We start from the raw sequence: 12,639 nt of genomic DNA on the forward strand, positions 1-12,639 counted from the left end.
GTACCGTGGCCGGAAGCGACGAGCGAGGGAGCGGCAGGTGGCACGGATCGCGGTGGTGGCCGGCGACGGCATCGGACCCGAGGTGGTCGCGCAGGCCCGCAAGGTCATCGACGCGGTGCTGCCCGGCGTCGAGGCCACCGCGTACGATCTCGGCGCCGCGCGCTACCACCGCACCGGCGAGGTGCTGCCCGACTCGGTGCTGGCCGAGCTGGCCGGGCACGACGCGATCCTGCTCGGCGCGGTCGGCGACCCCACCGTGCCGCCGGGCGTGCTGGAGCGGGGCCTGCTGCTCAAGCTCCGCTTCGCCTTCGACCAGTACGTCAACCTCCGCCCGTCCCGGCTCTGGCCCGGGGTGACCGGCCCGCTGGGCGCCGTCAAGCCGGGCGAGGTCGACCTGGTCGTGGTGCGCGAGGGCACCGAGGGGCTCTACGCCGGCGCCGGCGGGGTGCTGCACCGCGACACCCCGGCCGAGGTGGCCACCGAGGAGAGCCTGAACACCCGGCACGGCGTCGAGCGGGTGATCCGGGACGCGTTCGCCCGGGCGAGCCGCCGCGAGCGGCGCAAGGTGACCCTGGTGCACAAGACCAACGTGCTGACCCACGCCGGGTCGCTGTGGGCGCGGGCGTTCGAGGCCGTCGCCGCCGAGCACCCGGACGTGACCACCGAATACCAGCACGTCGACGCCGCGGCGATGTTCCTGGTCACCCAGCCGCAGCGGTACGACGTGGTGGTCACCGACAACCTCTTCGGCGACATCCTCACCGACATCGCCGCCGCGGTGACCGGCGGCATCGGGCTGGCCGCCAGCGGCTGCATCAACCCGGCGGGGCGTTTCCCGTCGATGTTCGAGCCGGTGCACGGCTCCGCCCCGGACATCGCCGGCCAGGGCGTGGCCGACCCGGTCGCCGCGGTGCTCTCCGCCGCGCTCCTGCTCGACCAGCTGGGCCACGCCGAGGCCGCCGCCCGGGTCACCGCCGCCGTCGGCACCGAGCTGGCCGGTCGAGTACCGGGCGTACCGCTGCGCACGGCCGAGGTGGGCGACCGCCTCGCCGGGTACGCGGTGGCCTGACCGCCGGCGCCGGCCGGCGCCGGCCGTCCGCCGGCCCGCCGGCCCGCCCGCCGAGTGGCCGCGGCGGCTCCGACGGACCGGCCCCCGGCCGGGCCGCATTCGGCCCCCGCCGTGCCCCGTCCGTCCCCCATCCGGGCCGGTCGATCAGCCGGGCGGAGCTATCCGCTGAACGACCGTTCGGGGTAAGTTTCTGGCACCAGAGATGCCGGCGTGCGCGTCCGCACGCCGTTTCCGACCGCAGGGAGGTCAGCGCGATGAGCGGTGGTGACAAGCTCGATTTCGAGATCCGTCCGAATTCCGCGCCGGTATCCGCCGCCGACCGGGCCGCCCTGCTGGCCAACCCGGGCTTCGGGCGGGTCTTCACCGATCACATGGTGACCATCCGGTACGCCGAGGGCAAGGGCTGGTACGACCCGCGGATCGAGGCCCGCGCCCCGATCCCGATGGACCCGGCGAGCGCCGTCCTGCACTACGCGCAGGAGATCTTCGAGGGGTTGAAGGCGTACCGGACGGCCGACGGGTCGGTCACCATGTTCCGGCCCGAGGCGAACGCGGCCCGGTTCGTCGCCTCCGCGAAGCGGCTGGCCATGCCGGAGCTGCCGCCGGAGACCTTCGTCGAGTCGCTGCGCCAGCTGGTCACCATCGACCGGGACTGGATTCCCGAGGGGCCGGACGCCAGCCTCTACCTGCGGCCGTTCATGTTCGCCAGCGAGGTCTTCCTCGGCGTCCGCCCGGCCAACGAATACCTCTACGCGGTGATCGCCTCGCCCGCCGGGGCGTACTTCGCCGGTGGGGTGAAGCCGGTGACGGTCTGGGTCTCCCCGGACTACACCCGGGCCGCTCCGGGCGGCACCGGCGCGGCCAAGTGCGGTGGCAACTACGCCGCCTCGCTCGCCGCGCAGGCCGAGGCGATCGACGCCGGCTGCGACCAGGTGGTCTTCCTGGACGCGGTGGAGCGCCGCTTCGTCGACGAGCTGGGCGGCATGAACGTCTTCTTCGTCTACGACGACAACACCCTGGTCACCCCGCCGCTGACCGGCACCATCCTGCCGGGCATCACCCGGGACGCGATCCTCACCCTGGCCGCCGAGTCCGGCCACCAGGTGCGCGAGCGGCCGGTCAGCTTCGCCGACTGGCAGGCCGACGCGGCGAGCGGCCGGCTGCGCGAGGTCTTCGCCTGCGGCACCGCCGCGGTGATCACGCCGATCGGCGGGGTCCGGTTCCCCGACGGCGAGTTCCTGATCGGCGGCGGTGAGCCGGGCCGGTCCACCATGGCCCTGCGCCAGCAGTTGGTGGCCATCCAGCGGGGCGACGCCGAGGACCGGCACGGCTGGGTGCAGCGCATCCTCTGAGGTGCAAGGAGGGGGCCCTTGTTAACGCATTCGGTATAGGAAGGGCCCCTTCCTAACACCCGCCGGGCGGGGCGGTGGCCGCCGCCGGATGGGCGGGGGCGTCGGCGCGGGGCGCGGGGCGCGCTAGTCCAGCAGGTGGTCGCGGAGCGCGGCCAGTTGCCGGTCGGTCAGCCCCGACTGCCGCAGGTAGTCCTCGACCGAGCCGTACCGCTCGCGCAGCTCCGCCAGGAAGAGCGTCATCGCGGCGGCGGGGGTGGTGAGCGGGGGCAGGCCCAGCACCCCGCCCGCGCCGGCGTACCAGGCCTGGAAGCGTTCGAGCCCCTCGGCGCTGAGCGCGTAGTCGGCGGCGATGTCGGCGTCGGGGACGCCGAGCGCCGCCAGGGTCAGGCCGCAGACGACCCCGGTACGGTCCTTGCCGGCGACGCAGTGCACCAGCACCGGGGCGTTCGTCGCGTCGGCGATCAGCCCGACCGCCTCGGCCAGCCCCGCCGCACCGGTCTCGGCCAGCGCGGCGTACCGGTCGGCGAGGTAGCGGGCGAGGTCGGTGCCCGGCTGGTAGAGGGTGACGCTCCAGTCCACGTGCTCCGGGTGGATGTGGCGGTACGCCAGCCGGGGCAGCTCCGGCACCCGCCCGTCCCGCTCCACCTCGGCGGGGCGGCGCAGGTCGATGACGGTGCGGACGCCGAGCGCGGCGAAGGATTCGAGGTCGGCGCCGTCGATCCGGTGCGGGGAGTCCGAGCGGTAGAGCCGCCGGCGGCGGACGTGGCGACCGTCGCGGGCGGGCAGGCCGCCGAGGTCCCGGAAGTTGAACATCGTGGTGAACGGCACGCTGCGCTCGGCGTCGACGGCATCCATCCGCACACGGTAACGGCCGGTGGGAACTGGTCCCACCGGCCGTCGGCCGGGTTCAGTGCCCCGGGTGGGTCAGCGTCAGACCCGGCCCTGGGCGTCCGGCGGCAGCGCCGAGTAGTTCTCGCCGTAGTAGCCGCCGAGCCGGTCCCGGTACGCCGGGTCGGCGTGGCTGGTCTCGTCGTACTCCGGGGCGGCCTTGATCTGGTCCTTGTCCCGGTCGACGTAGACCTTGTTGTCCTCGTGGTCGACGCGGTTGACGGTGCCGGCCGGCAGCATCACCTTCTTGCCGAAGATCCACGGGCCGGTGTCGACGACCAGGTAGCTGTCGTCCACGTCGTGGCTGGCCCGGTCGATCTTGCCGATGTGACCGTCGGTGGCCTCCACCTTGTAGCCGACCAGGTCGGCGCCGGCTACGCCGGCCTCGTCCCGGTAGCGCCACGGGTCGTAGCCGCCGCCCGGCGTGCCGGCGGCGTAGCCGCCCTGGCCACCGTCGATGGTGGACTCGGGGATGGTGTTCGGGTTCTGCGGATCGAGCCTGTCCATGGTTGCTCCTACCTCGACTGCCTTAGTCGTTTTGGGAGAGAAGGTCTTTCGTGTCCGCATAAGAGGTACCCGGTCGGGCCGCGCCCTACACACGTCCGGGTGAAAAACGCCTACCCACCCGGCGTACGGCTCGGGCGAGCGCGGCCCGCGCGTCCAGCGCCACCGCGGCGGCGTGCGCGGCCGGGCGGTTCCCGGTCCGCGCCGGGACCCGCCGTCCCGGTATCTGGATTAGTCCTCCCAGAAACGCCGTGGCCTGGCAGACTACCCGTCGTGACCAGCACCGCCCTGATTATTGGCACCTAGCGCGCCGGCCCCCTCCGCCGACGCGCAGACCTCCCGCATCCGCGGGGGGTCTTTTTGTTGCCACGGGACGAAGACAGAAGGGACCCCCATGGCCTTCCAGGTGTACGACACGACGCTGCGCGACGGCGCGCAGCGCGAGGGGCTCAGCTACTCGGTGGTCGACAAGCTGGCGGTCGCCCGCCTGCTCGACGAGTTCGGGGTCGGCTTCATCGAGGGCGGCTGGCCCGGCGCGGTGCCCAAGGACACCGAGTTCTTCCGCCGGGCGCGCACCGAGCTGCACCTGCGGCACGCGGTGTTCGCCGCGTTCGGCGCCACCCGCCGGGCCGGCGTCGCCGTCGAGGCCGATCCGCAGGTGCGCGGCCTGCTCGACGCGGAGACCCCGGTGGTGACTCTGGTCGCCAAGGCCGACGTGCGGCACGTCGAGCGGGCCCTGCGGACCACCCCGGCGGAGAACCTGGCGATGATCCACGACACCGTGGCCCACCTGGTCCGGCAGGGGCGCCGGGTCTTCGTCGACGGCGAGCACTTCTTCGACGGCTACCGGCACGACCCGGCGTACGGGGCCGTGGTCGTGCAGACCGCGCTGGCCGCCGGCGCCGAGCGGTTCGTGCTCTGCGACACCAACGGCGGCATGCTGCCCTCGCAGGTCACCGCCGCGATCGGCGACCTGACCGCGCGGACCGGGGTGGCCCCGGAACTGCTCGGCATGCACGCCCAGAACGACACCGCCTGCGCGGTCGCCAACACGATCGCCGCGGTGGAGGCCGGCGTGCGGCACGTCCAGGGCACCGCCAACGGCTACGGCGAGCGCCCCGGCAACGCCGACATCTTCGCCGTCGTGGCGAACCTCCAACTCAAGCTCGGGATGCCCGTCCTACCGGACGGCTGCCTGGAGCAGATGGTGCGGGTCTCGCACGCCATCGCCGAGATCGCCAACATCGCCCCCGACACCCACCAGGCGTACGCCGGGGCGGCGGCCTTCGCCCACAAGGCGGGGTTGCACGCGAGCGCGATCAAGGTCGACCCGTTGCTCTACAACCACGTCGACCCGTCGGTGGTGGGCAACGACATGCGGATCCTGGTGACCGAGATGGCCGGCCGGGCCAGCGTCGAGCTGAAGAGCCGCGAGCTGGGGCTGGACCTGGCCGGCCATCCGGAGGCGCTGTCCCGGGTGACCGGCCGGGTCAAGGAACTGGAGGCGGACGGCTGGTCGTTCGAGGCCGCCGACGCCTCGTTCGAGCTGCTGGTCCGCTCGGAGCTGCCGGGCCGCGAGGCGCCCCGACCGTTCGCCCTGGAGTCGTACCGGGTGCTGGTCGAGCACCGCGAGGACGGCGCGGTGGTCTCCGAGGCCACCGTGAAGATCCGGGTACGCGGCGAGCGGCTGATCGCCACCGCGGAGGGCAACGGCCCGATCAACGCCCTGGACGAGGCGCTGCGGGTCGGGCTGGTCCGGCACTATCCGGAGCTGCGCGACTTCGAGCTGGCCGACTACAAGGTCCGCATCCTGGAGGGCAGCCACGGCACCGGGGCGGTGACCCGGGTGCTGGTGGAGACCGCCGACGGCGCGGGCCGGGACTGGACCACGGTGGGCGTGCACCCCAACGTGGTCGAGGCGTCCTGGCACGCCCTCGTCGACGCGCTCACCTACGGCCTGCGCACCGCGGTGCCCCCGGTGAACGCGCACTCCTGACGGCTCATCCGGCGGGCAGGCGGAGGGTGGCGAGCGCCGCCCGGTGGTCGCTGCCCGGCACCGCGTGCACGCTTACCGCGTGCACCGCGATCCGGCGGTCGACCAGCACGTGGTCGATGGTCACCGGCGGGATCGGGTCGCCGTCGTACGGGCCCCAGGTGCCGACCAGCCCGGCCCCGACCGCGCCGGCCGCGTCCACGTACCCGGTGTCGAGCAGGGCGCGCAGCGGCGCGTGGTCGAGTGTGGCGTTGAAGTCGCCGGCGAGGATGCGCAGCGGCCCGTCGGGGGTGGCCGACGGCTGCCCGGCGAGGTCCATCCGCCACTCGTCGATCACCGCGACCGACCAGGGCGCCGCCGGGTGGGCCGACTCCACCCGCGCCGGCGGCGCGCCGGGCACGGTCACCGTCGCGTACGCCTGGGTGAAGGCGAAGCCCCGGTTGCGCCGCACGCCCGGCTCGGCCAGCGGGAAGCGGGAATAGAGTCCGGAGCCGGTGGTGCCGTCCTCCGGGTTGAGCTGCCGGTGGGGCAGCAGCGCGCCGAGCCCGGCGCGGTCCAGCCCGGCCTGGGCGGCCGGGGTGAACTCCTGCACGGTCAGCAGGTCGACCCGGTGCCGGCGGACCAGTTCGACGAGCGCGCCCGGGTCGGCCGCGCCGTGCAGCAGGTTGGCGGTGAGCAGTCGTACCGTCGGGCCGTCGGCGGCCGGACCCCCGCCCGGCAGCGTGCGGGGCGCGACCACGCCGACCAGCGCGACCGCGGTGAGCCCCGCGACCAGCGCCGCCCACCGGTGCCGCAGGGCGACCGCGGCCACCAGCGCGACCAGGCTCCACCCCGCGACGTACGGGGTGAAGGCCAGCAACTGCACCAGCGGTCCCCGTTCCACCCCGGGCAGCCGGACCGCCGCCCAGGCGACGCCCGGTGCCACGATGAGCCAGCCGAGCGTGGCGCGGGCCCGGCGGGCCGGTGCGACCCGCCGCCCGGTCTCGATGATCATGCCGGTCACGGTAGCGGACGGTGCCGCCGCAGGTGGCCCGAAAACAATTCGTGAATGGTTGGGCGTAGGCTGCTCGCAATTATCATGCCCAATCTGCGCCGCTTCCGGTGTCCCCGATGGAGCGTTGACTCGCGGCTTTTGCCGGTGCTACGTTCCACCTGGCCACAGCGCATGGAAATCGCATACTAGGCAATTGTTTCTCACAATTTTCCGGCGCCGTGTCGCTCATTCTGCCGCAGTTCTGCCGACCCGTTCGCCACGCGGGCCGGACGGCTCACCTCGCCCCAACAAGGAGACCTGCCATGGCCAGATTCCTTCGACGCAACGCGGCGACCGTAGCCGTCGCCGCCCTCCTGCTCGCCCTGGCCGGGGGCGGGATCGCCGCCGCCCAGCCGTCGACCCGGGCCCCGGCGGAGCGGCCGGCGGACCGGTGGGCCCGCCCCGCCGGCCAGCCGCCGATCACCGCGGCGGACGCCCGGGCGGCCCAGGCCGCGCTGTCCGGGGTGAGCACCATGGCGACCTCCCCCGGCACCGTGGCGTGGGCGGTGGTCTCCGCCAGTGGCACCCTGCTGCGCGGCTCGCCCGAGGTCTTCTCCGCCAAGCGGTACACGACCGGCGAGTACCAGATCATCTTCCGGTACACCGTCTACACCAAGAGCTTCGGTGCCACGGTGGGCACCCTCGACCCGGACAACGTGCCGCCGCCCGGCCAGGCGTCGGTCGCCCCGCGCCGGGGCCTCTCGCCCGGCCACCCCACGCAGAACGCGGTCTACGTGCAGACGTACAACTCCGCCGGGGCGCCCGCGAACCTGGGTTTCCACCTGGTGGTCCACAACTGATCCCCGCGCGGTGAGCGCCGGCCGCCGGGTCCGCTGCCCGGGGGCCGGCGCCCGCCGTCCCGCGCGTCCTTTTCCGGGCCGCTTCGGGCCTTCGCGCCCGTCCGGGGGAAGTGCGCCGGATTGGCGGTGAACCGCCCCGTCCGGCGCTGACAATCCCACGTTTGCCCAGGTCCGGCGCGGGAAGCAAGCACCGTGACGGACATCTCGGACACCCTGGCCAGCCTGCCCACCCCGGCCGAGGCCGATGCGGCCGGCGCCGAGCTGGAACAGACCCTCTTCGAGGTCAAACGCGTGATCGTCGGGCAGGACCGGCTCGTCGAGCGGCTGCTCACCGCCCTCGTCGCCGACGGGCACTGCCTGCTGGAGGGGGTGCCCGGCGTCGCCAAGACGCTCGCCGCGCAGACCCTCGCCACCGTGGTCGGTGGCACCTTCTCCCGGATCCAGTTCACCCCCGACCTGGTGCCCTCCGACATCGTGGGCACCCGCATCTACCGGGCGTCGAAGGAGAGCTTCGACATCGAACTCGGCCCGATCATGGCCAACCTGGTCCTCGCCGACGAGATCAACCGGGCGCCGGCCAAGGTCCAGTCGGCGCTGCTGGAGGCGATGGCCGAACGGCAGGTCTCCATCGGTGGCCGGAGCTGGCCGGTGCCCGAGCCGTTCCTGGTGCTGGCCACCCAGAACCCGATCGAGTCGGAGGGTGTCTACCAACTCCCGGAGGCGCAGCGGGACCGCTTCCTGATGAAGGTCGTGGTCGACTACCCGAGCGACGCCGACGAGCTGGCCATCCTCTACCGGATGAGCAGCGACCGGCCCACCCCGCGCCAGGTGCTCGACCCGGTCCGGCTGCGCGACCTGCAACGCCGGGCCGAGCACGTGTTCGTGCACCACGCGGTGGCCGAGTACGTGGTGCGGCTCATCCTCGCCACCCGGGACCCGGGCCGGTTCGGGCTGCCCGACGTGGCCGGCCAACTGGCGTACGGGGCGAGCCCGCGGGCCACCCTCGGCCTGGTCGCCGCCGCCCGGGCACAGGCCCTGCTGCGCGGCCGGGACTACGTGATCCCGGAGGACGTCCGGGAACTGGCGGTGGACGTCCTGGCCCACCGGCTGGTGCTCACCTTCGACGCGGTGGCCGACGGGGTGGCCACCGAGACCGTGGTCCGGCGGCTGGTCGAGGCGGTCCCGCCGCCGCGCGTCGCCCCCGCGCACACCGAGTTCCCGGCCGACCTGGCGGCGGCGTGAGGCGCCGCCCGGCGCCGCCCGCGCCCGCCGGCCCGGGGCTGGCCACGCTCACCCCGGACCAGCGGCTGCGCCGGCTGGAGCTGACCGTGACCCGGCGACTCGACGGGCTGCTGCACGGCCAGCACCGCGGCCTGCTGCCCGGCCCCGGCAGCGAGGCCGCCGGCAGCCGCGAGTACCGGCCGGGGGAGGACGAGGTACGCCGGATGGACTGGGCGGTCACCGCCCGCACCACCGTGCCCCACGTACGCGAGGTCGACGCGGACCGGGAACTGACCACCTGGCTGCTGGTGGACGCCAGCCCCAGCATGGAGTTCGGCACCGCCGAGCTGGACAAACGGGAGCTGGCGGTGGCCGCCGTCGCCGCCGTCGGCTTCCTCACCGCCGGCACCGGCAACCGCCTCGGCGCGCAGGTGCTCAACCCGGCCGGGGTGCGCCGCTTCCCGGCCCGCAGCGGGCGTACCCATCTGCTCGGGCTGCTGCGCGCGCTGCTGGACGCGCCGCGCGCCGGCGCCGCGGACCGGCCGGCCGGCGCGACGGGTCCGGCACCCGGCTTCGTGGCCGCGCTCGCCGCCGTGCAGCGGGTGGCCACCCGACGTGGCCTGGTCGTGCTGGTCTCCGACTTCCTCGACGAACTGCCCGACGACCCCGCCGCCCCGGCCCCCTGGGAGCCGGCGCTGCGCCGGCTCGCCGCCCGCCACCAGGTGCTCGCCGTGGAGGTCACCGACCCGCGCGAGTGGGAGCTGCCGGACGTCGGCCTGATCACCCTGGCCGATCCGGAGACCGGCCGGCGGCGGGAGGTGTGGACCGGGGACCCGGGCCTGCGCGAGCGGTACGCCGCCGCGGCCACCGCCCAGCGCGACCAGGTACGCCGGCTGCTGCGCCGGTGCGGGGCGACCCACCTGGCGTTGCGCACCGACCGGGACTGGACCGCCGACATCGTCCGGCACGTGCACGCGCACCGCCGGCTGGCCGCCGCCCCGGCCGGCGCGGCCCGGGGAGGTGCCGCGTGAGCTGGCAGTCACCCGCCCGTCTCTGGCTGCTGCTCGGGGTGGCCGCCCTGGTCCTCGGCTACCTGCGGATGCAGCGCCGGCGCAGCCGGTACGCGGTCCGCTTCACCAACCTGCGGCTGCTGGACCGGGTGGCGCCGGACCGGCCCGCCTGGCGCCGGCACGTGCCGGCGGGACTCTTCCTGGCCATGCTGGCCCTGCTCGTGGTCGGCTTCGCCCGGCCCACTGCCGAGGTCCGGGTGCCCCGGGAACGGGCCACCGTGATGGTGGCCGTGGACGTCTCCACCTCGATGCTCGCCACCGACGTGGAGCCGGACCGGCTGGGGGCGGCGAAGGATGCGGCCCGCCGGTTCGTGGACGGGCTGCCGGACGAGTTCAACGTGGGGCTGGTCGCCTTCGCCGGCAGCGCCGCCGTGGTGGTGCCGCCGAGCACCGACCGGGAGGCGCTGCACGAGGGGATCGAACGGCTGGCCGAGGGGATGACCGGCGTGCAGGGCACCGCCATCGGCGAGGCGATCAGCACCTCGCTCGGCGCGGTGAAGAGCCTGGACGGCAAGGCGGCGAAGCAGCCGCCACCGGCCCGGATCATCCTGCTCTCCGACGGCGCCAACACCTCCGGCACCGACCCGATGGAGGCCGCCTCCTCGGCGGTGGGGGTCAAAGTGCCGGTGCACACCATCTCCTTCGGCACCCCGACCGGCTCCGTCGACCGGGGCGGCCGGGCCATCCAGGTGCCGGTCGACGGGCAGACCCTCAAGGCGGTGGCCGAGGAGACCGGGGGTGGCTTCCACGAGGCCACCACCCGCCAGGAGTTGCGGGCCGTCTACGACGACATCGGCAGCTCGGTGGGCTACCGCACCGAACGCCAGGACGTCTCGGCCCGGTTCATCGGCCTCGGGCTGGTGTTCGCCATGGGGGCCGCGGCCGGCTCGATGCGCTGGTTCTCCCGACTGCCCTGACCGGCAACCGACACGTGAGGAGCGAGTATGGCCGTGCAGACCGGGCTGGGTGAACCCCGCGGCCCCTGGTACGTCTCGCCCGAGCTCGACCCGGACGGCCGGGGCGGCTGGCCCGGCGGTGGGCCCGACGGTACGTCCCGCCGGCGCCGCCGCCCGGGACCGGTGGTGGCCGCGCTGGCGGTGGTGGCCCTCTCCACCGTCTCCGGGGCGCTGGCCGGTGGCTGGGTCGCCGGCCGGGACGGCGGGGTCGGGCCGGCGGCGGCCTCGGCCGCTCCGGTGCCGGCGGAGCTGGTCACCGCCGCCGAGCGCACCGTGCCCGGGGTGGTCTCGGTGATGGTCGGCGGCGCGGGCGGCGCCTCGGCGACCGGCTCCGGCTTCGCCATCGACGACGAGCAGCACATCGTCACCAACGACCACATCCTCGCCAAGGGCGGCGGCGGCCGGGTCACCGTGGAGATGCCGGACGGACGCCGGTTCCCGGCCGAGGTGGTCGGCCGGGAGCCGGGCAGCGACCTGGCCGTGCTGAAGGTGCCGCCGTCGGCCGGGCTGACGGCGCTGCCGCTGGCCAAGCCGGGCACCACCCGGGTCGGCGAGCCGGTGCTCGCGGTCGGCTCCCCGCTCGGGCTGACCGGCACCGTCACCGCCGGCATCGTGAGCGCGCTGAACCGCCAGGTACGGCTCGGCTCCGGCCGGCACACCGCGGTGCAGACCGACGCCTCGATCAACCCCGGCAACTCGGGCGGGCCGCTGGTCAACGCGCGGGGCGAGGTGGTCGGCGTGAACACCGCGATCGCCACCATCGACGGCAGCGGGTCGATCGGCATCGGCTTCGCCATCCCGATCGACCAGGTCCGCCGGACCGCCGACACCATCATCGGCAAGGGCGGCTGACCTGCGGGAACCATCCGGGATGGATGGCTCGGGACTGGACAACTGTCAGATATCTGGCGTTGGGAGCATCGGCCCATGGAAATATTACGCTGAGTATGGATACTGGCGTGGGTGGAGCATCTTCTTCTGGTGGTCCTGCTGCTGGTGGGCCTCTTCATCGGATGTGGTGTCGGCACGGCGTACGCCCGGGCCCGGCGCGGTTGGACCGACTACAAGGCGGCCAAGAACACGGTGCCCGGCGCCCGCCGGACCGCCTGGCTGCTGATCCGGGCCGTCACCACAAAGGTCGGGGTGATCCTGCTGCTGCTGATCGGCGCCGTCGCGTACGCGGCCACCGCCCCCGACCATGAACGGGCCGGGCCCGGCCCGACGCCCTCGCCCACCACGTCGACCCGGGCCGGGCGCTAGCCTCAGGGCATGGACGACGGGCTGCGGATCACCGACCGATGGGTGGTGCCCGCCGCCGAGCTGCGGGAACGCTTCTCCCGCTCGTCCGGCCCCGGCGGGCAGGGCGTGAACACCACCGACTCCCGGGTCGAGCTGAGCTTCGACCTGGCCGCCTCGCCGAGCCTGCCGGACCGGCTGCGCGAGCGCGCCCTGGACCGGCTCTCCGGCCGGCTGGTCGACGGGGTGGTCACCGTGGCCGCCAGCGAGCACCGGGCGCAGCTCGCCAACCGGGAGGCCGCCCGGGCCCGGCTGGCCGCGCTGCTGCGCGAGGCGGTCGCCCCGCCACCACCGCCGCGCCGGCCGACCCGCCCCTCGCGGGGCGCCAAGGAACGCCGGCTCGCCGACAAGAAGCGGCAGTCCCAGCGCAAGCGCGACCGCCGCGTCGACGGCGACTAGGCCCTGTCCTGTCGATCATGTCGGTGCGAGGCGCGGTCCAGGCGGCGGTCCGGCAAGG

The 12,639-nt window shown here is 74.5% G+C and carries 13 protein-coding genes; 10 read left to right on the top strand and 3 right to left on the bottom strand.

The features are described from left to right. The first annotated feature begins 37 nt into the window (after positions 1 to 37). A complete protein-coding gene (locus K7640_RS03215) occupies positions 38 to 1,069 on the top strand; it encodes a 3-isopropylmalate dehydrogenase (protein WP_222953175.1) in 1,032 nt (343 codons plus the stop codon). Positions 1,070 to 1,323: 254 nt separating this feature from the next. After that, positions 1,324 to 2,421 carry a branched-chain amino acid aminotransferase gene (locus tag K7640_RS03220; RefSeq protein WP_222953176.1) on the top strand — a complete coding sequence of 366 codons (1,098 nt, stop codon included), beginning with the start codon at positions 1,324 to 1,326 and terminating at the stop codon, positions 2,419 to 2,421. A gap of 123 nt (positions 2,422 to 2,544) precedes the next feature. Here the strand turns inward: K7640_RS03220 and K7640_RS03225 are convergent, their stop codons facing one another. Continuing rightward, positions 2,545 to 3,276 carry a tyrosine-protein phosphatase gene (locus K7640_RS03225; RefSeq protein WP_222953177.1) on the bottom strand — a complete coding sequence of 244 codons (732 nt, stop codon included), beginning with the start codon at positions 3,274 to 3,276 and terminating at the stop codon, positions 2,545 to 2,547. Positions 3,277 to 3,351: 75 nt separating this feature from the next. Further along, complete coding sequence (locus K7640_RS03230) at positions 3,352 to 3,816, bottom strand: PRC-barrel domain-containing protein (protein ID WP_222953178.1); 465 nt, start codon at positions 3,814 to 3,816, stop codon at positions 3,352 to 3,354. 391 nt (positions 3,817 to 4,207) lie between these two features. Between K7640_RS03230 and cimA the strand changes: the two genes are divergently transcribed. Continuing rightward, a complete protein-coding gene (gene cimA, locus K7640_RS03235; RefSeq protein ID WP_222953179.1) occupies positions 4,208 to 5,809 on the top strand; it encodes a citramalate synthase in 1,602 nt (533 codons plus the stop codon). A gap of 4 nt (positions 5,810 to 5,813) precedes the next feature. On the opposite strand, the gene K7640_RS03240 is transcribed toward cimA, so the two are convergent. Beyond that, positions 5,814 to 6,800: an endonuclease/exonuclease/phosphatase family protein gene (locus K7640_RS03240; protein ID WP_222953180.1), complete on the bottom strand. Its 987-nt coding sequence runs from the start codon at positions 6,798 to 6,800 to the stop codon at positions 5,814 to 5,816. 302 nt (positions 6,801 to 7,102) lie between these two features. On the opposite strand from K7640_RS03240, the gene K7640_RS03245 reads away from it, so the two are divergent. From K7640_RS03245 to arfB, 7 genes are all read left to right on the top strand, one after another. Continuing rightward, positions 7,103 to 7,639 carry a hypothetical protein gene (locus K7640_RS03245; RefSeq protein WP_222953181.1) on the top strand — a complete coding sequence of 179 codons (537 nt, stop codon included), beginning with the start codon at positions 7,103 to 7,105 and terminating at the stop codon, positions 7,637 to 7,639. A 192-nt stretch (positions 7,640 to 7,831) separates the two neighbouring features. Continuing rightward, positions 7,832 to 8,881 carry a MoxR family ATPase gene (locus K7640_RS03250; RefSeq protein WP_222953182.1) on the top strand — a complete coding sequence of 350 codons (1,050 nt, stop codon included), beginning with the start codon at positions 7,832 to 7,834 and terminating at the stop codon, positions 8,879 to 8,881. Then, entirely contained in the window at positions 8,878 to 9,891 is a 1,014-nt protein-coding gene (locus tag K7640_RS03255) for a DUF58 domain-containing protein (RefSeq protein ID WP_222953183.1), read from the top strand. Before K7640_RS03250 ends, K7640_RS03255 begins: the two co-directional genes overlap by 4 nt. Next, positions 9,888 to 10,847, top strand: coding sequence for a VWA domain-containing protein (locus K7640_RS03260; protein WP_222953184.1), 960 nt, complete (start codon positions 9,888 to 9,890; stop codon positions 10,845 to 10,847). Before K7640_RS03255 ends, K7640_RS03260 begins: the two co-directional genes overlap by 4 nt. 27 nt (positions 10,848 to 10,874) lie before the next feature. Beyond that, a complete protein-coding gene (locus tag K7640_RS03265) occupies positions 10,875 to 11,738 on the top strand; it encodes a S1C family serine protease (protein ID WP_222953185.1) in 864 nt (287 codons plus the stop codon). A 111-nt stretch (positions 11,739 to 11,849) separates the two neighbouring features. Then, positions 11,850 to 12,146 (top strand): hypothetical protein, encoded by a 297-nt coding sequence (locus tag K7640_RS03270; RefSeq protein WP_222953186.1) that lies wholly within the window; start codon positions 11,850 to 11,852, stop codon positions 12,144 to 12,146. Between the two features lie 9 nt (positions 12,147 to 12,155). Beyond that, complete coding sequence (arfB, locus tag K7640_RS03275) at positions 12,156 to 12,581, top strand: alternative ribosome rescue aminoacyl-tRNA hydrolase ArfB (protein ID WP_222953187.1); 426 nt, start codon at positions 12,156 to 12,158, stop codon at positions 12,579 to 12,581. Positions 12,582 to 12,639 lie beyond the last annotated feature (58 nt).

It is taken from the genome of Micromonospora sp. PLK6-60, from assembly GCF_019890675.1.
In the GTDB taxonomy this organism is placed as follows: Bacteria; Actinomycetota; Actinomycetes; order Mycobacteriales; family Micromonosporaceae; genus Micromonospora.